This window comes from Pseudoalteromonas ulvae UL12, from assembly GCF_014925405.1.
GTDB lineage: Bacteria > Pseudomonadota > Gammaproteobacteria > Enterobacterales > Alteromonadaceae > Pseudoalteromonas > Pseudoalteromonas ulvae.
On sequence record NZ_AQHJ01000034.1, the window covers coordinates 162,402 to 183,906 of the forward strand.

Annotated in this window: 23 protein-coding genes; 16 read left to right on the plus strand and 7 right to left on the minus strand. The window is 40.9% G+C overall.

Going from position 1 to position 21,505, the window contains the following annotated elements; genetic code table 11:
- Window positions 1–10: 10 nt before the first annotated feature.
- The 3 genes from PULV_RS17405 to PULV_RS17415 all read left to right on the plus strand — a co-directional run bounded on the left by PULV_RS17405 (window position 11) and on the right by PULV_RS17415 (window position 2,367).
- A complete protein-coding gene (locus PULV_RS17405; protein ID WP_086744390.1) occupies window positions 11–517 on the plus strand; it encodes a DUF3087 domain-containing protein in 507 nt (168 codons plus the stop codon).
- A gap of 226 nt (window positions 518–743) precedes the next feature.
- A complete protein-coding gene (locus PULV_RS17410; RefSeq protein WP_086744391.1) occupies window positions 744–1,604 on the plus strand; it encodes a TIGR02285 family protein in 861 nt (286 codons plus the stop codon).
- Window positions 1,605–1,695: 91 nt separating this feature from the next.
- Complete coding sequence (locus tag PULV_RS17415; protein ID WP_193332358.1) at window positions 1,696–2,367, plus strand: phosphoglycolate phosphatase; 672 nt, start codon at window positions 1,696–1,698, stop codon at window positions 2,365–2,367.
- A gap of 27 nt (window positions 2,368–2,394) precedes the next feature.
- On the opposite strand, the gene PULV_RS17420 is transcribed toward PULV_RS17415, so the two are convergent.
- The 5 genes from PULV_RS17420 to PULV_RS17440 form a co-directional block, all read right to left on the minus strand.
- On the minus strand, window positions 2,395–3,834 hold the full coding sequence (locus tag PULV_RS17420) for an FAD-dependent oxidoreductase (RefSeq protein WP_086744393.1): 1,440 nt from the start codon (window positions 3,832–3,834) through the stop codon (window positions 2,395–2,397).
- Between the two features lie 97 nt (window positions 3,835–3,931).
- Complete coding sequence (locus PULV_RS17425) at window positions 3,932–5,116, minus strand: vWA domain-containing protein (protein WP_193332359.1); 1,185 nt, start codon at window positions 5,114–5,116, stop codon at window positions 3,932–3,934.
- Between the two features lie 8 nt (window positions 5,117–5,124).
- Window positions 5,125–5,964, minus strand: a complete 840-nt coding sequence (locus PULV_RS17430; protein WP_086744395.1) for an AAA family ATPase — start codon at window positions 5,962–5,964, stop codon at window positions 5,125–5,127.
- A gap of 74 nt (window positions 5,965–6,038) precedes the next feature.
- The gene (locus tag PULV_RS17435) at window positions 6,039–6,500 is read right to left on the minus strand and encodes a hypothetical protein (RefSeq protein WP_193332360.1); all 462 of its coding nucleotides are present in this window, start codon (window positions 6,498–6,500) and stop codon (window positions 6,039–6,041) included.
- An 88-nt stretch (window positions 6,501–6,588) separates the two neighbouring features.
- On the minus strand, window positions 6,589–6,816 hold the full coding sequence (locus tag PULV_RS17440) for a DUF1653 domain-containing protein (RefSeq protein ID WP_193332361.1): 228 nt from the start codon (window positions 6,814–6,816) through the stop codon (window positions 6,589–6,591).
- A gap of 126 nt (window positions 6,817–6,942) precedes the next feature.
- Here PULV_RS17440 and PULV_RS17445 point away from each other — a divergent pair, with 126 nt between their 5' ends.
- The 11 genes from PULV_RS17445 to rpoS all read left to right on the plus strand — a co-directional run bounded on the left by PULV_RS17445 (window position 6,943) and on the right by rpoS (window position 14,546).
- The gene (locus PULV_RS17445; RefSeq protein WP_086744398.1) at window positions 6,943–7,422 is read left to right on the plus strand and encodes a DUF2947 domain-containing protein; all 480 of its coding nucleotides are present in this window, start codon (window positions 6,943–6,945) and stop codon (window positions 7,420–7,422) included.
- Window positions 7,423–7,507: 85 nt separating this feature from the next.
- Window positions 7,508–8,134, plus strand: coding sequence for a hypothetical protein (locus PULV_RS17450; RefSeq protein WP_193332362.1), 627 nt, complete (start codon window positions 7,508–7,510; stop codon window positions 8,132–8,134).
- Between the two features lie 12 nt (window positions 8,135–8,146).
- A complete protein-coding gene (gene ftsB / locus PULV_RS17455) occupies window positions 8,147–8,431 on the plus strand; it encodes a cell division protein FtsB (protein ID WP_086744400.1) in 285 nt (94 codons plus the stop codon).
- Window positions 8,428–9,126: a 2-C-methyl-D-erythritol 4-phosphate cytidylyltransferase gene (gene ispD, locus PULV_RS17460; RefSeq protein WP_193332363.1), complete on the plus strand. Its 699-nt coding sequence runs from the start codon at window positions 8,428–8,430 to the stop codon at window positions 9,124–9,126. The genes ftsB and ispD overlap by 4 nt, the downstream gene beginning before the upstream one ends.
- Window positions 9,123–9,602 (plus strand): 2-C-methyl-D-erythritol 2,4-cyclodiphosphate synthase, encoded by a 480-nt coding sequence (ispF, locus tag PULV_RS17465; RefSeq protein WP_086744402.1) that lies wholly within the window; start codon window positions 9,123–9,125, stop codon window positions 9,600–9,602. The genes ispD and ispF overlap by 4 nt, the downstream gene beginning before the upstream one ends.
- A complete protein-coding gene (gene truD, locus PULV_RS17470; RefSeq protein ID WP_193332364.1) occupies window positions 9,599–10,630 on the plus strand; it encodes a tRNA pseudouridine(13) synthase TruD in 1,032 nt (343 codons plus the stop codon). The genes ispF and truD overlap by 4 nt, the downstream gene beginning before the upstream one ends.
- Window positions 10,627–11,391 carry a 5'/3'-nucleotidase SurE gene (gene surE, locus PULV_RS17475; RefSeq protein ID WP_086744404.1) on the plus strand — a complete coding sequence of 255 codons (765 nt, stop codon included), beginning with the start codon at window positions 10,627–10,629 and terminating at the stop codon, window positions 11,389–11,391. The genes truD and surE overlap by 4 nt, the downstream gene beginning before the upstream one ends.
- Window positions 11,381–12,019 (plus strand): protein-L-isoaspartate(D-aspartate) O-methyltransferase, encoded by a 639-nt coding sequence (locus PULV_RS17480; protein ID WP_086744405.1) that lies wholly within the window; start codon window positions 11,381–11,383, stop codon window positions 12,017–12,019. Before surE ends, PULV_RS17480 begins: the two co-directional genes overlap by 11 nt.
- 40 nt (window positions 12,020–12,059) lie before the next feature.
- Window positions 12,060–12,638, plus strand: a complete 579-nt coding sequence (locus PULV_RS17485) for a YqaA family protein (RefSeq protein ID WP_086744406.1) — start codon at window positions 12,060–12,062, stop codon at window positions 12,636–12,638.
- Between the two features lie 15 nt (window positions 12,639–12,653).
- Window positions 12,654–13,484, plus strand: a complete 831-nt coding sequence (locus PULV_RS17490; protein WP_193332365.1) for a peptidoglycan DD-metalloendopeptidase family protein — start codon at window positions 12,654–12,656, stop codon at window positions 13,482–13,484.
- A gap of 105 nt (window positions 13,485–13,589) precedes the next feature.
- Window positions 13,590–14,546, plus strand: a complete 957-nt coding sequence (gene rpoS / locus PULV_RS17495) for an RNA polymerase sigma factor RpoS (protein WP_086744502.1) — start codon at window positions 13,590–13,592, stop codon at window positions 14,544–14,546.
- A 105-nt stretch (window positions 14,547–14,651) separates the two neighbouring features.
- On the opposite strand, the gene mutS is transcribed toward rpoS, so the two are convergent.
- The gene (mutS, locus tag PULV_RS17500; protein WP_193332366.1) at window positions 14,652–17,240 is read right to left on the minus strand and encodes a DNA mismatch repair protein MutS; all 2,589 of its coding nucleotides are present in this window, start codon (window positions 17,238–17,240) and stop codon (window positions 14,652–14,654) included.
- A gap of 27 nt (window positions 17,241–17,267) precedes the next feature.
- Here mutS and PULV_RS17505 point away from each other — a divergent pair, with 27 nt between their 5' ends.
- Window positions 17,268–17,756: a CinA family protein gene (locus PULV_RS17505; RefSeq protein WP_086744409.1), complete on the plus strand. Its 489-nt coding sequence runs from the start codon at window positions 17,268–17,270 to the stop codon at window positions 17,754–17,756.
- Window positions 17,757–17,823: 67 nt separating this feature from the next.
- Complete coding sequence (gene recA / locus PULV_RS17510) at window positions 17,824–18,876, plus strand: recombinase RecA (RefSeq protein WP_086744410.1); 1,053 nt, start codon at window positions 17,824–17,826, stop codon at window positions 18,874–18,876.
- 488 nt (window positions 18,877–19,364) lie between these two features.
- On the opposite strand, the gene PULV_RS17515 is transcribed toward recA, so the two are convergent.
- Window positions 19,365–21,380, minus strand: a complete 2,016-nt coding sequence (locus PULV_RS17515; protein ID WP_086744411.1) for a HAMP domain-containing methyl-accepting chemotaxis protein — start codon at window positions 21,378–21,380, stop codon at window positions 19,365–19,367.
- Window positions 21,381–21,505: the final 125 nt, after the last annotated feature.

The window sequence follows — 21,505 nt, forward strand, 5'->3', positions numbered from 1 at the left end:
TGAGAGTTACATGCAATTACAAGAAGTTGATAAGCCACGATATAGAAAACACCTTAATATTATTATTGTGGCGGCAATTATAGGGTTGTCAGTCTTGAGTTTATCTATATCGCAAACCTTGATAGCGCTGTTCCCTTCAGAGGATGGCACTCACTTCCATTGGAACTTATTCGGGGTTATATGCGGTTCGTTGTTGATCGGGGCGGGAATTGGTAAATACAAAGATCATTCGTTTATGATTGAGGTGGTGTATGTATGGCACTTGAAACAAGCTCTGAATCAAATAACTCGAAAGTTACAAAAAGTGAAAGATGCGGTTGCGCAGGGCGATGTTTCTGCAATGCATGCATTGCACTTTTACTATTCTGGAAACCGTCAGTTATGGCAGCTTGATGATAATATGATCACGATGGATGAACTTGCTATTTGGCAGGCTGAACTGGATGTTCAAGCCCAAAAATACAATGTTACTCTTGATTTAGCTCTGTATGATCCACTTATTTTGAAGTCTTTATAATTAAAATTGAAGGTAGACGTCACGTGTGGTGCTAGCTAAATTGGTCAAAGATCCGCTGACGTGATAATGACTGCCTAATGTAAGTGCTTTATATCGATAAAGCACTTGTCAGGATAAAAACTCATCATTTTGTCTGTATTGTTGATTTTTTGTATAAAAAATTATCACTTTTCACGCTGTTATGTTATCAATTTAGTTAGCTTATTTATTCATCTGGATTGAATTGATGTCTTGGCATCGTGACTATTTTCAATGTGTTTATTTGTGCCTTTTTCTATTTGCTTGCTCTGCTAATGGGCAAGAACGGATTATTTGGCAGTTAAATCATGCTCCGCCTTCGACTATTGTTCATGGTCAATATAAACAACAAGGGTTTATTGATCTTATTCTAGAGCAGATCATTCGCAAGATGCCTGAATATCAACACTCGATAGAAGTCAGTAGCCTTGCTGGTTCCACTTTCGAGATTCGTTCACAAAAAACAGTTTGCTTGCCAGCTTTATTTTCTTCACCAGAACGTGAAAAATTCATGCTGTTTTCACAAGCCAGTATTGTACACCCAAGTAATCGGCTCGTTTTTTTGAACAAAAATAGTAAAGGAATTGCAGGTCAACAGTTAGATTTAGCTCACTTGCTTGCTCGCAAGGATTTGTATTTAGGCTTAGATAAATCGCGCTCATATGGAGCTGTTGCAGATGCCGCCCTTGCAGATGTTGAGCCTATTAGTCATGTGTATCGCCGAGCTTCCGAATCACCTAATGGTTTAATAGAAATGGTTGCCTTGGGGCGTTTAGACTATACAATTGCTTATCCATTTCAGGTGCAATATTACTTACAAAGCAATCAGTTAGTTGGAAAGAGCCCACTGACAATGGCTCAGATTTATGGCCAAGCAGCTTATTCGATGGGGCAAGTTGCATGCCCGAAAAATGAATGGGGTAAGCAAGTGATTACCCGAGTCAATCAAGTATTAAATCAGTTAAAACCAACACAAGAATACAAAGCCGCCATGACCCGTTGGTGGAAAGAAAGTGCCCAAGACCCCAATTTTGTCACCTTTTATCAACAACAATTCTTAAATCATTAAGTGAATCACTTAAATGCATGCATCGCATATTGCAGGGTGAGTTTATCTGTATAATAGGCTTTATTAATACCTATAAAATAAAGGATAGGCTGTGCAGTTTGATAACAAAACCCTCGTTATTTTTGATTTGGATGGTACCTTACTTGACAGTGCTCCCGACTTGGCTTTAGCAATTAACTTGATGTTAACTGATTTGGGCTTCGAAGCTGCTCCAGAGCCTGTTATACGCAGTTGGGTTGGCAATGGTGCCCAGACCTTAGTTTCGCGAGCCTTGCAGTATTGTGGTTGTGACAGTTCACAAGATTCGAGTCATTTTAACGATGCTTTGGTTATTTTCTTGGCCCATTATCAAGCTCATCTTACTACGCACAGTGTTTTGTACAACGGGGTGTTTGATACTTTAATGCAGCTGAAACAAAGCGGATTGCAGTTAGCGTTAGTGACGAATAAACCGATGCGATTTATCGACCCTATTTTAAGCGATTTTAAGCTAAGAGATGTCTTTTCAATCACTCTTGGTGGAGACAGCTTAGCCGTCAAAAAGCCACATCCTGAGCCTCTTTTACATACGTGTGAGCAGTTAGGTACTTCTGTTGAACAAGCTGTGATGGTCGGTGATTCTAAAAATGATATCTTGGCTGCTAAAGCGGCGAATATGCAAAGTGTCGGTTTAACATACGGATATAATTACAATGAGGCGATCTCATTGCAAAGCCCTGATGTGGTATTAGATGAATTTAGCCACTTATTACAATGTTTTTAATAAGTGGCTGAACTGTGGAAACAGTCGTTAATTCGTTAAGGCAAGCTCAATCGGATAATTGCGTTCTTGTGCTAAACGTTGCGCAAGTTCGCAAACAGCTTGATTATTGACCGCTTTAGTGTGAGTAAATAGATGACCGAGTTGAAGAGCTTGTTTATCAACGAAGCCTTTTGCGACTAAATCTTTGACTATTTCGTCACTGGCACGTAATGCTGAAGACGCTTTTACGATTTCTGCGCGTACGTAATTATGCTTTTCAAACGAGACATTGGCGGCTCTAAGCGTGGGATCATCCCCAGGAATTTGTTGTGCCCCGTATAACGGTTTCCCTGCTGGTAAGGCACTGGCAAACTGAGGCAAAAATTGTGCGAGATGTGAAATCGATTTTTTACTTCGTTGCGTCACTTCAAAATCATGCCATTTATGACGCGCCTGATTTAATAGGTGCTCAGGCAATTTTGGTTGTGCACTGTGGCGGGTGTTTTTAACCAAGCCATGTTCAAATAATGTGATGTCCTTGGTCATACCATGAAGTTGAAAATACCCACCAGGATACGGGGTTAGTTGCGCCATGCCATTGGGGGTGCCGCGTTGCCCTAAAAAAATCACTTCAGGCCAATGGCCAACAGCTTCGGGCCAATGAGCGACATAAGCGGCTTTAAATTCGACCATACGCTCTCGAGTGAGTGCAGCCATATCGTCAATTTCACCAGTTTGGAAGCCAGCGGCATTGATTAGATAATCAAACTGGTGATGGCCTTGATTGGTTTTCACTTGCCATTGTTGATCCTGAAATTGAACGTGTTGCACTTGGCAATGAGTTTGGATGTTGCAATGGGGCATTTTCTCAAAAGATAAACTTGCAATTGCGGCGAGGCGAAACGCACTTAACCCGTATTCTTGTACTAAAATAATCGGCCATTTTAATTGTTCAAAATTAATGTGTTTAGCAACTGGGATCAGCCAATCATCCAATGAGTTAATTGAAATTGGAGTATGTTTTTTAGCCAACGTTTGCGCTTCTTCGCGTGTAAATAAACGATAATAATCGCTCGGTTTACCGAGCACTTGATTGCTAGGATCTTGCTTTACTAGTTGCTGATAAAATGCTTGTAGTTTGCTTAATCTTGGCAAGTAATCAAGGGGATCTCCTGAGTCATGTTTAGGCACTGCAATGACTGTTGGACGAATGTTAGCGCTGAGTGGGTAAACTTTTAGCGTATCGATGGATTGCTGAAGCAAGGTTAAGCATTGTTGTTCAGAAATTTCACGATATAAATTACCACCCGCATGCAAGTGACAAAATGGCGGGCCATTTACTAAACTGGGCCCTTGCTCTAACACAGTTACATCAACCCCAATTTCACCTAAACGCAAAGCGATGGTTGAACCTGCGACGCCACCACCAATTATTCCCACTTTTAAAGGCTGAAGATGAGTATTTTCGATGGCAGAAGATGTGTACATAATAATGTCTTATGGTCCAAAAAAGGGGAGGAAACCCGCGCATTCTAGTGCAAATTTCGGGTCATTTCATCCATAAAATCAGTGTGGGTATGCGAGCTTAAAGCGCTTTGATTGCTGCAGAGATGCCATCTAACGTAAGTGGGTACATTTTATGATTCATTAATTGTTGGATCATGCCTATGGAATGGTAATAAGGCCAATGTTCTTGCGGTTGTGGGTTAAGCCATACTACGTTGTCAAAATGATCTGTGATGCGTTTTAACCACACGCTTCCAGCTTCTTGGTTCCAATGTTCGACGCTTCCTCCGGGATAACTGATTTCATACGGTCCCATCGTCGCATCGCCAACAAAGATAACTTTGTAATCTTTACCAAAGCGATTGATTAAATCGATGGTATTCTGTGTTTCTTGACGGCGGCGAACATTATCTCGCCACACATTTTCATACAAACAGTTATGAAAATAATAAAACTCTAAATGTTTGAACTCTGTTTGAGCGGCACTGAATAACTCTTCGCAGGTATGAATATAATCATCCATTGAGCCACCAATGTCGAAAAACATCAGTACTTTAACTGCATTATGCCGTTCCGGTTGCATTTTCACATCCAGCACTCCGCCTTGTTTGGCTGTCGCACTGATGGTGTTATTTAAATCGAGCTGTTGTGATGCACCAGAGCGGGCGAATTTTCTCAACTTCTTTAGTGCTAATTTGATCGTGCGTGAGCTAATGACGGCTTGGCTGTCAAAGTTTTTAAATTCTCGTTTATCCCACACTTTGACAGCTTGTCGGTGCTGGTTGCCTGCTTGACCAATGCGGATCCCTTCAGGGTTATAACCATAAGCACCAAAAGGTGAGGTACCGCCGGTTCCAATCCACTTGTTCCCGCCAGCATGCCTTTTTTGTTGCTCTTTAAGGCGTTGCTTTAGTGTATCCATTAATTGTTCAAGGCCGCCAAGTGCTTTTATTTGCTCTTTTTGCTCTTGAGAGAGATGTTTTTCAAACTCTTTTTTTAGCCAGTCAGCTGGCAATGCGTGTTGTTGTTCGAGTAAGTCAATGACGTCAAGTTCAGTGACTCCTTCAAAGTAATCAGCAAATGCCTGGTCAAAACGATCAAATTGAGTTTCATCTTTAATCAAAATAGTGCGAGAGAGGTGATAAAAATCATCAATATTGGCAAATACAACGCCCTTTTCTAAAGCATGAATTAAATCGAGTAGTTCGCGCATGCTTACGGTGAGTTGATAATCTTTTAATTTGAGAAAAAATGAAATTAACATCAATGGCCTCAGCGATTCTTAGTCATAAAGGCTAACTTTTCGAGCAAGCTAATATCTTGTTCATTTTTGAGTAACGCACCGAACATGGGCATCAAACCGCCATGATGGTTTTTGTCTTGCAAAGTTTTGGCATCGATATCGTCTGCCATCAATAATTTAAGCCAATCGAGTAATTCACTGGTTGAAGGTTTTTTCTTAAGGCCGGGAACATCACGAAGATCAAAAAAGACTTCAAGGGCGCTTGTGACTAAGCTTTGTTTAATATCTGGGTGGTGCACATCGATGATTTGCTGCATTTGTTGTGCGTCTGGGAAGTTGATGTAATGAAAAAAGCAGCGTCTTAAAAAGGCATCAGGCAGTTCTTTTTCATTATTTGATGTGATAATCACTATAGGACGCTGAACTGCTTTTATTCGCTCACCGGTTTCATAGACATGAAACTCCATTTTATCGAGCTCTAGCAATAAGTCATTTGGGAATTCAATGTCAGCTTTATCGATTTCGTCAATCAACAATACAGGCCGTTTTTGTGCACTAAAGGCCTGCCACATTTTGCCTTTTATAATGTAGTTGCTAATGTCATGAACTTTAGCGTCGCCTAATTGGCTATCTCTGAGGCGAGAGACAGCATCGTATTCATATAAACCTTGCTGCGCTTTAGTTGTTGACTTGATGTGCCATTGGATAAGTTCTGTGTCGAGTGCTTTAGCTAGCTCTTCTGCAAGTAAGGTTTTGCCTGTACCGGGTTCACCTTTAATTAAAAGAGGTTTTTCTAGCATGATGGCGGCATTGACCGCTAACGTTAATGGCTCGCTTGCGATATAAGAATCAGTCCCTTTAAAAGACATATCGTTCAACTTATTTAATGGTCAGATGAGTCTATCTTCCCATAAGCGCAAGCAAATACCAATATTTGTCATCGTTAAATCGCATGTCCTATTGGCTGAGGTTTAAACTGACAGTGTTGATTATCAGCAGCGTTGATTGTCACTTTATATGCTTCACGGACAAGGACACATTGGCCGGGTTTGATGCTGTTGTTGTCACGTACAATCGAAAAACTGTGTTCATTTTCGGCAGTTAAATGGTATTGATAGGCCTGATCGCTGCCTTCAACAATCGACATCACAAGCCCTGAAAATAACGCTCCTACAAAAGCGCCCGCTATCATATCTTCATGGTTGCCGTCGAGATTTTCAATGACACCTGCTGCGCCACCGATAGCCATCGCTGATTGTGTTTGTGATGCTAAAGTGACATGCGCAATATTATCAACTTTGGCGTAGTACTGTTTAATGATGGTATCAGTATCGTTTCTGTCGATTCCTGATGAAGTGCAACCGGCAAATAATGTGATGGCAAGTAAGCTAATAATCGGTTTCATAATGGTTCTCCTGACGTTTTAGTCAGTATAGAACTCGCGATTGTAAGCTTCTTGCAGAACTATGTAGGAAATTGTCAAAAAATGTAGGTTATATCGCGGCTTCTAGCGGTTCAATAAGTGTGAAGCGTTGACGTTGCTGACCATCAAAGTCAACGGTTTCCATGAACATGTCGAGAGGCCGTGCCCAGATCCCAAAGTCACCATATAGCGCTTTGTAAATCACCAAAGCTTCTTGAGTTTCGCTATGCGTAGCAACCGACAATACTTGATATTTAGGGCCCTTATAATGCTGGTAAATTCCTTTGGTAATTGTCATTAAGTACTCCTTAGAAAAATTATGAGTTTGAAACAGGCATTTCTAGTCGTTTGTGGCTATAAAAGCAAGACCTTGCTAGGTTATACTGTGCTTAATTAGGCAAAAAAAGCCCGACATTGAGACAATATGAATTACATCCCTTTAGAGCAATACAAACAAGCCTGGGTATTTCGACATAAAGATTTACCGATTACGCCTGAAGATTTGGCATTGATCAAACCTATGACAGAAGCGCGTGCCGCAAATGTGTGGTGTACGTTTATCAGTAATGAGAACGACCATCCTGATTTTTTTACAGACAAAGACTGGCCTGGCCAAAAGGGGAGCTGGTCACAAAGTGTTGATTGGGAAAAAGCGTGGGAAAATGAAGAAATACATTTACCGGCTGAGCTGCTCGCACACTTAGATTGGGATAACAATACTGTTGTGTATTTTTGCCTATCACGAGGCAATGTGATTGAAACACGTTGGGATGTCTTTAAGCGTTGTTGGCAGAACTTCTTATTTATGAGTGATGGGGTGATTTTGCTTGGCAAAAAACGTCAGCAAGTTGCTCAATTTATGGCCACAGGACAAGTTAAGCTAGGTCAAAAGCCGCCACAGTAAGCAAGGTGATTTATTAGACAAAAGTTTTCCCTCTTAATTCTGCTATGGTATAAAAACACAGCGATGAAATTTAAGAGGAAATGCTTTGTTTAATCAGTCCAATCAGCAGCCTGACTTATGGCAAGATGCAGAAAAACATCGTTTGCATGCTGAATTGTGTAATGCGTTTTATGCGCGTGAGATTTTAAGATTAAGCAAAGAAGAAAATAATACTCGCTTATGTCGGATTCTGGCGAGTTTACCTTATTACATTGAGCGTGCTGCCGGGCATATTATTTCTGGTAACAACCCATTACAACTCGATAGTCAAAATGGGAGCTGGATTGCAAAACAAGCGGCCAAGATACCAAACGCTGATACTAAAACAGATATTTACTTCACTCAACATGCAAAGGTGGGTTTAATAGTGCCAATTAAATTGCATTTAGATGAACTGGAAATTATCAAACTTGACTGTATCGACGAGGTAAGTGGCAAGACAGTTCATTGTAATGAGCATGGCTGGTTTTTATTTTCAGGACCAAGCCTTGATTCGGCACAAAGAGCGCTTTGTAAACCGACGAAAGCGATGATGACTTCAGCATGCTGTGGCCATGGTTGGTTGCAAGGTAAACGTACCTCACCAAGGCGATTATCGTTACGAGAAATGTTATTGGCGGCCAATATAAACTGGCAAAACTTTGCCCAGCCTCTTATCACCAATAGACGATAAAATGGAGAGAGAATGCGTCTTTTTCAACTGGCTCTAATATGCCTATTGGTATTTATTCAATACAAGTTATGGTTTGGCCATAATGGTGTGAAAGACTATACCCGTTTGAAACTCGCAGTGAACGAGCATCAACAAGTAAATGAAGATTTATTGAAGCGTAATAAGTTATTAAAAGCCGATGTTGATGATTTAAAAATAGGTCTGGATGGCATTGAAGAGCGAGCACGTAATGAGCTTGGATTAATTAAACCAGGCGAAACTTTTTACCGTGTATTACCAGGTAAACGAAAACAATGAAACCAATAAAAATAGCCGCTATTGTGCCTGCGGCGGGAATTGGCAGTCGTATGCAATCGGCGATTCCAAAGCAGTATTTAACGATTAATCATAAAACTATTTTAGAACACACCTTAACACGCTTAGCGAGTGTAAAAGGGATTGACCATATCTGTGTCGCAATCAGTCCTGATGATATCTGGTTTAGTAATATTCAACTTGAACCGACACGGTTTTCTCAAGTGCTTGGCGGCAAAGAGCGCGCTGACTCAGTCTTTAATGCATTAACTTATCTCAAAGAGCAAGCGTTTGATTGGATCTTGGTTCATGATGCGGCTCGCCCATTGGTTCAAGTTGATGATATTGAGCATTTGATCACTCAATGTATCTCTCATAATCAGGGGGGTATATTGGCGAGCAAAGTAAAAGATACCATTAAGCGCGGTGGCACGAGCATTAAAGAAACGGTTCCCCGTGATGATTTATGGCAAGCATTAACTCCGCAAATGTTTAAACCTGATGAACTTTATCAAGCGCTTCTTTTGGGCGCAAAACAAGGCGCAGTGATTACTGATGAGGCTTCAGCTATGGAGTTCAGTGGTCATGCTGTCATGCTTGTTGCTGGTCGGTCAGATAATATAAAAATTACCACCCCTGAAGATTTAACGCTAGCCGAGTTTTATTTAACCAATTCAAAAGATTTGGAGAAAAAATGATCCGCATTGGTCATGGTTTTGATGTACATAAATTTGGTGGGCAGGGCCCACTGACGATAGGTGGCGTAAAGATAGAGTATCCACAAGGTTTTTTAGCCCATTCTGATGGGGATGTTGCGATCCACGCATTATGTGATGCCATTTTGGGATCGTTGGCTTTGGGTGATATTGGTAAGCATTTTCCTGATACAGCGGCAGAATTTGAAAATATCGACAGCCGAATTTTGTTACGCCATGTGGTGTCGTTAGCCTCAGAACGCGGTTATCAATTGGGCAATGCAGATATTACGATTGTTGCGCAAGCCCCCAAAATGTTACCTCATATCGAAAAAATGCGCGCCATTTTAGCGCAAGATCTTCAAGCTGATATCAGTCAAGTTAATGTAAAAGCAACGACAACAGAAAAGCTAGGCTTTGAAGGGCGAAAAGAAGGTATTTCGTCTCATGCTGTGGTCATAATGAGCAAACTTACATGAGTGAGTTGAATTACCTTTATGGCAAACCCTTATCAACCGCTGATTTTAAAGCGCAACCAGAAGATTTTATGGTTGATGAGGTGCTTGGTTTTGAGCTCTCAGGTGAAGGCGAGCATGTTTGCTTACAAGTTGTTAAAAAAGGCGAAAATACGCAATTTATCGCCAAACTTATCGCGAATCATGCAGGCGTTAACCCCCGAGATGTGAGTTATGCCGGTCTGAAAGATCGCCATGGTGTTTGCACGCAGTGGTTTAGTGTTCCGGTGCCGATAAAAAAACATATCGACTTTAGTGAACTTAATAGTGACACCATCTTTATCGTTCAACAGGTTCGTCATGGGCGAAAATTACGAACTGGCTGCCATAAAGCCAATAAGTTTACGATTAGACTGCGCAATGTAAGTCAGCCTTTAGATGTTTTTTGCCGTATCAATGCGCTTCGTAGTGGGGTGCCGAATTATTTTGGTGAGCAACGGTTTGGCCGAGATGGGCATAATCTAGAAATGGCGAAACGTATGTTCGCTGGTGAGCGTATCCGAGATAAAAAGTTACGTGGTTTAGTTATTTCAGCAGCGCGTTCGTATGTTTTTAATCAATTTGTCAGCTTAAGAGTAAAAGAGCACGGTTTAGCTAAAACCATGCATGAAGAAGTATTTTTACTCGATGGCAGTAATGCTTTTTTTAAAGAGCCTATCAATAGTGCGAACCTTGATCGTTTAGCGGCGGGAGATATTGCCCTATCAGCCCCTATGATTGGTAAAGGTGACGCTGCATTGACCACACAAGAGTTACTATGGCTTAGTGATTACCAAAGTTGGCGAGATGGGCTGGTAGCGCTTGGTTTAAAAACAGAACGTCGTTTAATTCGCTTAATTCCGCAAAATTTATCAATCAAAGAAGAAGATAAACAGACGTTAGTGATTGAATTTAGCTTAGCTAAAGGGTGTTTTGCCACCGCTTTATTGCGAGAACTGGTGTTATATCAAGATGTTTCACCCACGAATAAAGAACAAAAGGATCCGGCATGAAAATATTGTTAAGTAACGATGATGGTGTGACTGCCAAAGGGATTACTGTGTTGTATCAAGCGCTGAGTGAAATCGCATCGGTGACTTTAGTTGCCCCAGATCGCAATTGTAGTGGCGCCAGTAACTCATTAACACTTCTGAACCCTTTACGTGCGACTAAGCTAGAAAACGGCTTTATTTCAATCAATGGCACTCCGACAGATTGCGTTCAACTCGGATTAAATGAGTTAATGGATGAACTACCTGATCTTGTTGTAGCTGGGATCAACAATGGTGCTAATTTAGGTGATGATACCTTATATTCTGGCACTGTTGCGGCGGCCACCGAAGGGCGTCATATGGGACTACCTGCTGTTGCGGTATCTTTGTGCTCTAAAAACGAAAAACACTATGAAACAGCTGCAGCGGTCGCCGTTAATATTATCACTCAACTAAGCTCACACCCTTTACCACAAGATCAAATTATCAATATTAACGTACCTGACATTCCTTTAGATGAGCTAAAAGGGATTCAAGTCACACGGTTAGGTTCTCGTCATAAAGCAGAGACGATGACAAAACAACGTGATCCGTGGGGCAAAGATATATATTGGTATGGCACATTAGGTGCTGAAGCGGATGCCGGTCCTGGTACTGATTTTTATGCTGTTAATCAGGGTTATGCTTCGGTTACCCCCCTGACCGTTGACATGACAGCTAAAGAGAGCTTAGAAAAAATGCGTGATTGGGTGGCCAGTTTGGAGTTCAATCGTGCTCGCTAATTACAGTCGTAGTGCTCAGTTATTGGCTGATAAGCTCAAGCAAGAAGGAATTAGTCACTCAGGTGTGTTGGCAAGTATTGCGAATACACCACGACATTTATTCGTTGGCGATGTGTTGCAACACAAAGCGTACCAAAATACAGCATTACCAATTGGGCTTGGGCAAACAATTTCTCAGCCCTACATAGTGGCCAAAATGACTCAGTTATTACTTGAATTAGGAGTTACTGATAAGGTACTTGAGATAGGTACAGGCTCTGGTTATCAAAGTGCTATTTTAGCGCAGCTTTTTAACCAAGTGTATTCTGTTGAACGAATCAAATCATTGCAATGGCAAGCCAAGCGACGCTTGCAAAGTTTAGATCTTTACAACGTCTCCATGAAGCATGGTGATGGTTGGCAAGGTTGGCAGTCGAAAGCTCCGTTTGATGGCATCATTGTTACAGCTGCTGCAGTGACCGTCCCTGAAGCCTTGTTAGCCCAACTGGCTGATAATGGCGTTTTAATCGCTCCTATTGGTGTTGAAGATCAACAATTGATGATATTTCAGCGAAAAGGCGCGCATTTTACACAACAACGTATTGAAAATGTTCGATTTGTACCGTTAATTAATGGCGAAATTGAATAGGATACAATGCATTTAATAGTTTAATTATTATGGAGTTCTTTTGAAACTATTTACTAAGTTATATGACATGGCACTTAAGTGGGCGCGTCATCGTCATGCTGTACGTTATTTATCAGGGATGAGCTTTGCTGAATCTGTTTTTTTCCCCATCCCACCGGATGTGATGTTGGCACCTATGGCGCTAGCCAAACCTGAAAAGGCATGGGTTTATGCACTGTATACGACTTTAGCGTCAACACTTGGAGGTGTGATTGGGTATTTATTGGGTTACCTCTTGTTTGATTCATTTGTACAGCCCATCATTACTGATTTCGGTTATCAAGATAAGTTTGATCATGCGCTCACATGGTTTGAAAGTTATGGCGTATGGGTGGTCTTTTTAGCTGGCTTTTCGCCAATCCCCTATAAAGTTTTTACTTTGGGAGCGGGTGTGATGCAAATGGCATTTTTACCTTTTTTACTTGCATCCGTGATTGGTCGTGGTGCTCGATTTTTCTTAGTGGCGGCATTAATGAAGTGGGGTGGAGCTAAAATGGAAGCTAAGCTTCGCGATTATGTCGAGTGGATGGGTTGGGGGGTTGTTTTGCTTGCAGTTGCGGCCTACCTCATTTACCGCTAAAAACTGGAAGGTAATGTGAGCCATCGGTACTTAAAATTAAGCTTTATTCTTTTTTGCACTGTGTTGTGGGGATGTACTGCCCGCACAACACCGGCTCCTGTTACCAATCTATCTTCAGGTAAGACCTCTTCGCAACAAAAAATTCAACAACTAAGTTCTGGTTATAAAGTAAAGCGAGGCGAAACACTTTATTCAATTGCTTTTCGCGCAGATATGGATTTTAGGGAGTTAGCTCAAGTCAACAATATACAAGCCCCCTACACGATTTTCCCTGGGCAATTATTGCACTTTAGAGCAAACACGCAAAAAAAGAAAAAGGCGTCAAGTTACCCAAAACAAACTAATAAGCCTACAATTTCGCAACAAAAAAATTACAAAAAATCAAAAAAACAGCTTGATCAGCCAAAACAACGGGAGTATGGTCAAAAACACACCACTAAAAAGCAAGCTACAGATATTAAGCAAGCTGCCGATAAAATAGTGTGGCAGTGGCCAGTCAAAGGAACAGTATCACGTACTTTTTCTAATAAAGACAACGGCTACAAAGGAATATATATAATAAATAAAGCTAACACCGCAGTTACAGCTGCTGCCAATGGTACGGTTGTATATGCAGGAAACGCATTAAGAGGATATGGCAATTTAATCATAGTGAAACATAACGATGATTACCTTAGTGCCTATGCCCACAATGATAAATTGTTAGTTAAAGAAAAACAGGATGTAAAAGTAGGGCAAAAGATCGCAGAGATGGGTCGTACTGATGAAACATCGATAGGATTGAGGTTTGAAATCCGTTTTCGAGGAAAATCAGTTAATCCTGTGAAGTATTTGCCTAAGCATTAGGGGCGCAAATCGTGTTGGAACAGTAATGTTGTACGTTACTTAACTTAGCTCGGGAGAATGCTTATGGTTCGCACAGTAAAACATGAAACCGTTACGGAGAATGCTATGGAAAGCAAAGTGGCAAATGTGATGGATGATGATATTCAAGAAGAGATGCTCGATGAGGTTGAAGATGTCGAGGATGTTGATGAAGTTGAAGAAGAAATTATCGCCAAAGAGGCTGTTGCAAAGAATTTAGATGCGACACAGCTGTACCTTGGTGAGATTGGTTTTTCACCATTACTCAGTGCTGAAGAGGAAGTCTACTTTTCTCGCAAATCACTTAAAGGTTGTGAAGCCTCAAGAAAACGCATGATTGAAAGTAACTTAAGATTAGTGGTTAAAATTGCTCGTCGTTACAACAATCGTGGTTTGGCCTTACTCGATTTAATCGAAGAAGGGAACTTAGGTTTAATCCGAGCTGTTGAAAAGTTTGATCCAGAACGAGGTTTTCGTTTTTCAACATATGCTACTTGGTGGATCCGTCAAACGATTGAACGAGCCATCATGAATCAAACGCGCACCATTCGTTTACCTATCCATGTTGTAAAAGAACTAAATGTTTATTTACGTACAGCCCGTGAGTTAACACAAAAGTTAGATCATGAGCCTACAGCAGAAGAAATCGCAGAAAAGTTAGACCGTCCAGTTGAAGATGTCACCAAAATGCTTCGACTTAATGAAAAGATTACCTCAGTCGATACGCCAATAGGTGGGGACTCTGAAAAAGCATTACTGGATATCATTGCCGATGAAAAAGGTGGTGGCCCAGAAATGTGCATCCAAGATGATGATATTAAAGATAATATCGTTCATTGGTTAGAAGAGCTAAATGCTAAACAACGAGAAGTCCTAGCGCGTCGCTTTGGTTTACTCGGTTATGAACCATCAACCCTTGAAGATGTAGGTAAAGAAATAGGCCTAACTCGGGAGCGAGTCAGACAAATTCAAGTTGAAGCGCTTCGTCGCTTAAAAGAGATATTGATGCATCAGGGGTTAAATATTGAATCACTCTTCCAATAAACCTCAACAAAAAGGCCGCGATTAGCGGCTTTTTTCTTCCTTGCTCAAAAGTGCACAAAATCCTAACTCGTAGTTGGCGTTATTTTAAATGCACCTGTGCAGTTATTATGAGTTATTTTTAGCTATGCTTTTTAGTGCATAAATTAACTCTAATGCTTGTTTAGGGGTTAATTCATCTGGATTTATTTCATCAAGTTGCACTTCTAGTAAAGAGGGTTGTGGGAGAGGATTCACCGTTTCAAGTAACTCTAATTGCGAGGAGGAACTCAATGCTTGATGGTTTTCTAGCATTAACAACTTTCTTTTTGCTTGCATGATCACTGATTTAGGAACCCCAGCAAGCGCCGCAACTTGTAAGCCAAAGCTTTTACTGGCAGGACCATCTAAAACCGTATGTTTAAAGGCGATTGTATCGTTGTGCTCGATGGCATCTAAATGAACATTAACGAGACCTGAGACTTGATCGGCCAGCTCCGTCAATTCGAAATAATGCGTTGCAAAAAGAGTTTTAGCATTAATTTGATGAGCCAAATATTCTGCTGTAGCCCATGCGAGTGATAACCCATCATAAGTACTTGTTCCTCTGCCTATTTCGTCCATCAGCACTAAAGAATGTTCAGTGGCATTATTTAAAATATTTGCCGTTTCTGTCATCTCGACCATAAATGTTGAACGCCCAGATGCCAGATCATCACTAGCTCCAATTCGCGTAAAAATTCGGTCAACTAATCCAATTTCTGCGCAGGTGGCTGGAACAAAGCAGCCAACATGGGCCATGAGCACGATAAGTGCTGTTTGGCGCATATAAGTCGATTTACCCCCCATATTTGGCCCTGTAATAATGAGCATTTTACGCTCAGGAGATAAATTGATCGGATTGGCAATAAAAGGTTCACTCATCACATGCTCAACAACAGGGTGGCGACCTTGTTTAATATCGATTATTTGATTGTTAGATAGTGTTGGGCGTGAATAATTAAGGGTTTCTGCACGCTCAGCAAAATTATTCAATACATCCAACTCACTCAGGCCTGCAGCCATATTTTGAAATTGCTTTAAATGCGGCAAGAGTTGATCAAAGAGTTGTTCATAGAGTTTCTTTTCAAGTGCCAGGGCTTTCGATTGGCTGCCAATTACTTTGTCCTCATGCTCTTTAAGCTCAGGAATAATGTAGCGCTCATTATTTTTGAGTGTTTGACGGCGCACGTATTCAGGAGGCACTTGGTCGGCATAAGCACGGCTGACTTCAATGTAATAACCATGAACACGGTTATAACCTATTTTTAACGTAGCAATTCCTGTACGTTCTCGCTCTTGTTGCTCAAGAGCTTCTACAACATTCGTAGCACCTTGGCTCAAAGCTCGCCATTGATCTAATTCTTCATTATAACCAGGTGCAATGACGCCACCATCTCTGATTAAGACAGGGGGATTATCGATAACAGCATGTTCCAACAACTGTTGTATTTCGGGCATTACGGCAGATTGTTGTTGAATTTGCTTCAGGCGGGCAGCTGACGTATCGGCTAATAATGTCTGTAGCGGGTGTAAATGTTGAAGTGCATTTCGTAAACGAGATAAATCACGCGGACGTGCGCTACGAAGTGCTAAGCGAGCCACAATACGTTCAATATCGCCAATTTGTTTTAGTACGTCATAAAAATCGTGGAATAAACCAGTATCGATAATGTCAGAAATAGCATTGAGCCTGAAGTTCAGCTCATCATGACAACGCGTAGGAGTATGGAGTCTGCGCTTTAATAATCGAGAGCCCATTGGGGTGGCTGTTTTATCGAGAACTTGCGCAAGCGTGTTATCAATGTCACCTGATAAGTTAATTGTTAATTCGAGGTTTTTTCGTGTGGCAGCGTCCAAAATTACGTTTAGTTCGTTTTGCTCTAACGTGAGGGCATTGATATGCGGCAGTGCGGTGCGCTGTGTATCTTTTACATACTGAATTAAACAGCCTGCTGCAATTAAACCAGCTTGCGCTTGTTGTACGCCAAAACCGACTAGATCTTTGGTCTCAAATTGTTGGCATAATAAGTGAGTAGCTGTATTTAGATCAAATTCCCACTCAGGACGACGTCGTGCGCCCTTAAAACCTTCAATAAGATGTAGAGCATTAAAGTTTTCAGGATAGAGCAGTTCCGCTGGTTGGATCCGTTGTAAAATAGAATGACAGGCTTCTTCATCGGTAGCCTCGACTAAATTAAAACGGCCTGAGTTAATGTCTAAGTAAGCGACTCCAAAATGGCCATCTTTATGCTGGTAGATAGCAGACAAGAAATTATCTTGGCGTTCTTTGAGAAGTGCTTCATCAGAAATCGTACCTGGCGTTACAATCCTTAACACTTTTCTCTCAACGGGCCCTTTACTGGTTGCCGGATCGCCTACTTGCTCACAAATAGCGACAGACTCACCCATCTGCACTAAACGTGCTAAGTAATTTTCTACTGCATGATAAGGTACGCCAGCCATAGGGATTGGTTCACCCCCAGCACGACCACGATGTGTTTGAGAAATATCAAGAAGTTGAGCTGCCTTTTTAGCATCATCAAAAAATAATTCATAAAAATCACCCATCCGATAAAAGAGCAGGATGTCGCGATGTTCAGCTTTAATTCTTAGATATTGCTGCATCATCGGTGTTTGTTGGCTTATAGTATGCTCAGAAAACAGATCTAGTGACATAAAAACTTAACTACCCAAAGGCTTAATATGGAATTACAACAAGAGATATATCAACTTGCTGCAGAGTTGGGGGCTATTTTATCGGATAAAGAGATTTGGATCACTACTGCTGAATCATGTACTGGTGGTGGGATTAGTTATGCCTTAACAGATACCCCTGGCAGCTCACGTTATATTGACCGTTGTTTTGTTACTTATAGCAATCAAGCCAAGCAAGATTTACTTGCCGTCAGTACTGAAACGCTTAACCAATATGGTGCAGTAAGTGAACAAACCGTATTAGAAATGGCCGCTGGAGCAGTCAAGGCGGCAAAAGCTGATGTCGCTATTAGTGTTTCGGGTGTGGCAGGCCCAGGAGGAGGAAGCCCAGAAAAACCAGTTGGAACAGTTTGGTTTGCAATTCATTTTCAAGGACAAACACATTCATTTCATCGAGTGTTTAGAGGTGAAAGAGGTGAGGTTAGAGCTCAAGCTATTGTTTTTTCTTTAAAAAAAGCGGTGGAATTAATAAAGTAAAAATTTGCCTTGATACTGTTAATCTATACAGTATAATTAAGCGCATTAGACAGATTCGGAGAATCCCATGAACGAAAATAAACAAAAAGCACTGAGCGCTGCGTTATCTCAAATTGAACGTCAATTTGGTAAAGGCTCTATCATGAAATTGGGCGACAGCCAGGCCTTAGACATTGAGTCTATTTCGACAGGGTCTCTTGGAATCGATATTGCGTTAGGTATAGGCGGATTACCAGCCGGTCGTATAGTCGAGATTTATGGGCCAGAATCTTCGGGTAAAACAACTCTTACACTTCAAGTAATTGCAGAAGCTCAGAAAAAAGGCAAAACATGTGCCTTCGTTGATGCCGAGCATGCTTTAGATCCTCTTTATGCTGAAAAGCTCGGTGTAAATGTTAATGATCTTTTAGTGTCACAGCCAGATACCGGCGAACAAGCCTTAGAGATTTGTGACATGTTAGTGCGCTCAGGTGCTGTTGATGTCGTTATTATTGACTCGGTTGCTGCATTAACACCAAAAGCCGAAATCGAAGGTGACATGGGTGATCACCATGTTGGCTTGCAAGCACGTTTAATGTCTCAAGCATTACGTAAGCTAACAGCGAATATTAAACGCTCAAACACACTGGTTATCTTCATTAACCAAATCCGTATGAAGATTGGTGTTATGTTTGGTAATCCAGAAACAACTACAGGTGGTAATGCACTGAAGTTTTACTCATCAGTTCGTATTGATATTCGCCGTACTGGTTCAGTTAAAGATGGTGATGAAGTTGTTGGTAACGAAACCCGTGTGAAAATTGTCAAAAATAAAGTAGCACCACCATTTAAGCAAGCCGAATTCATTATCATGTATGGCGAAGGGATTTCTAAACATGGTGAGCTACTTGACTTAGGTGTTCAACATAAATTAGTTGAAAAAGCAGGCGCTTGGTATAGCTACCAAGGGAATAAAGTAGGGCAAGGTAAATCAAACTCTATTAAGTTCTTAAAAGAAAACCCAGCAATCGCTGATGAAATAGAATTGAAATTAAGAGATATGCTACTACTTAAAGCTACGATTAAGCCTGAGGAAGGTGAAGCAGAGGGATTAGCTTCTGATGCAGATATAGAGCTCTAGAGATTAGAGTTTTCAATAAAAAACGCAGCTTAGGCTGCGTTTTTTATTGCTTATAGTTTTGTTAATAAATGAAAAGCATAAAAGATGCTGCTCTAATGCAATATAAATTGGTAATGATCTCTATTGGCTAAAGAGCATTAATTCAAGTGATAGTGGCCGTTGAACGTTTGTGATTGCTGTTGTAACTAATGGGTGGGAGTGGTACAGATAGCGCTGTGGTGATGTATCCTTGTCTGGCTACACAAGAAATCGATAACGCAGAAAAATATCCAAAAAACGCAGAGCTAAGGGCTCGCATAAAGCATTTTCTCATTGCTGGGTGCTATTGTTTAGAATGACTAAACTACAAAATATTCACCATTCACCATTCACCATTCACCATTCACCACAAACATGCTTGTATTGTAAGTAATGCAAGAGAGACCGTTTAGGGCAATTAAAAAAGCCAGCAATAAATGCTGGCTTTGATATTTTCGAAGGAGTGTTGTTTAAACCTTGAATTCGTCCACTGAGCGGCGTAATTCTTCGGCTAAACTCGCAACCTCTTGACTTGAACTTGATGTCTGGTTTGCGCCTTCGGCTGTTTGTTCGGCAATAGCAACAATTGACTCTAAGCGTTCACTGATTTCTTGTGAGACATGATGTTGTTCTTGCGCAGCTGTTGAGATCTGCTCACTGACATTGTGCGCTTGAGAGACGGAATTGGTGATAAGCTGCAATGCTTGGCTTGCTTGTTCTGACTGTTCAACACAAAATTCAGCTTGCTCTTTACCTTTAGCCATTACAGAAACAGCTTCGTGAGCGCCTGATTGTAATGACTCAATCATAGATTGAATTTCTTGGGTCGATTCTTGAGTTTTACTTGCAAGTGAGCGTACTTCATCAGCAACGACAGCAAAGCCGCGTCCTTGTTCGCCGGCACGGGCAGCCTCAATCGCGGCGTTCAGAGCTAATAGGTTAGTTTGCTCTGCAATGCCTCGAATTACATCAAGAATACCACCGATAGATGCGCTGTCTTTGTGCAGTTTATTGATAACAATAGACGCGCCTTCAACTTCCTGAGCAAGCTTTTCTATCGTGTCTTTATTCTTAGATGAAATTGATTTGACTCGTTCAGCTTCGCTGTCAGCATGTTTAATTTCATTAAGGGCTTCTTCAGCGCTGTGAGTGACGGCTTGAGATGTGCTACTCATTTCGGTTGTAGCTGTGGCAGCTTGTTCTACTTGAGCACGCTGATTTTCTATAGCCTGACTTGATTCACGAGTGATGGCAGATGTTTGCTCAGCAGCAGCAGCCAATTGGGTCGAACGAGATATAATTCCTTGAATTAATTGGCGCAGGTTATCAATTACACGATTACAGCTACGTGCTAATTCACCAAATTCATCCGTGCCAGTGTCATCTAATTTTTGCGTCATATCGCCTGATGCGACGACTTCTAAAATAGAATTAACTTCAGCCAAAGGACGTACGATTCGTTGCACAGTTAAATAAGCAACTATGACAGCAATTAAGGCACCGACAATCATGCCGACAAGAGTCCATAAATTAGCAGAATCAACATCTTTGTTCACATCACTTTGTAAGTCAAAAGCCACTTTACTGGCAACCGAAACAAGCTCATTAAGCTGTTTTAGAGCTGTTGTGGTATGTTGTTCTGATGCATTAAGTTCTGTTATGGCATTCGCTTGAGCCGTTAGGTGGCGTTGTTTATTTGCGGCAAGTGAATCTGAGCCGGTAATGATTTGTTTTGCATTATTAAAGTATTTATAGAGATCACTAATTAAGTCAGGTTCATCATTATTAACGGCGCTTTTAACGAGTTCGAAACCTTCTTCAAGTTTTTCAATACTAAATTTTTGCTCATTGTGAAGGGTATCGAGAATTTGTTCATTTTTGACGTTAATTAAATCAGTACTTGTACTAACCAAAGAAAGAAAACGAGTTTCCATACTACTTGCAGCCTCAAAAGCTGCCGGATTGGTTTCTTTTAAATTAACACTATCAAGGATATCTAAAACAGCTGTACTCGCATCTTCGGCTGAAGTTTCAAGCTCTGAAAGTTGATCTGTGAGTTTGGAACTTAGATTTAGGACAGCTAACTTTTCTTGCTGTAGATTGTTTACATTCTTTAAAAAAGATTGAAATGACGTTTTTATTTGGCTGCTTGCTTGGTTTAACTGGGCGTTATTGTCGACGACCTGACTCAGCTTGTTACTGGCAACTTCATAGGTTTTTTGTGCTTTTTGGAATGTAGCCTTGAATCCATTAAGCTCATTTTCACTTTCACTATAATATATCTGTAGAGCACGTTTACTCATTAATGTGAACTCTACTTGTAATGTAGAGCTTTCTTCAAGCGCAGGTAAAGATAATTGGTTTACTTGTTGTGCAGAAGCATTAATATTTGAAATCTTGCCTAAAGAATTGCCTCCTATTAAAAGGAGTAAAAAAGTAATTAAAACGAATCCGCCCCAGATTCGCTGACTGACTGTCAGGTTCATAAGTTTTCCTGTATTTACTACAATGGCTGAGAGGTTATTTAACTTATCGGCACCCAACAAGATAAGTTAAATCATTAGTTTCAATCTAACAGATAATTTAAAGATATGCAGTATTACAGTATAAA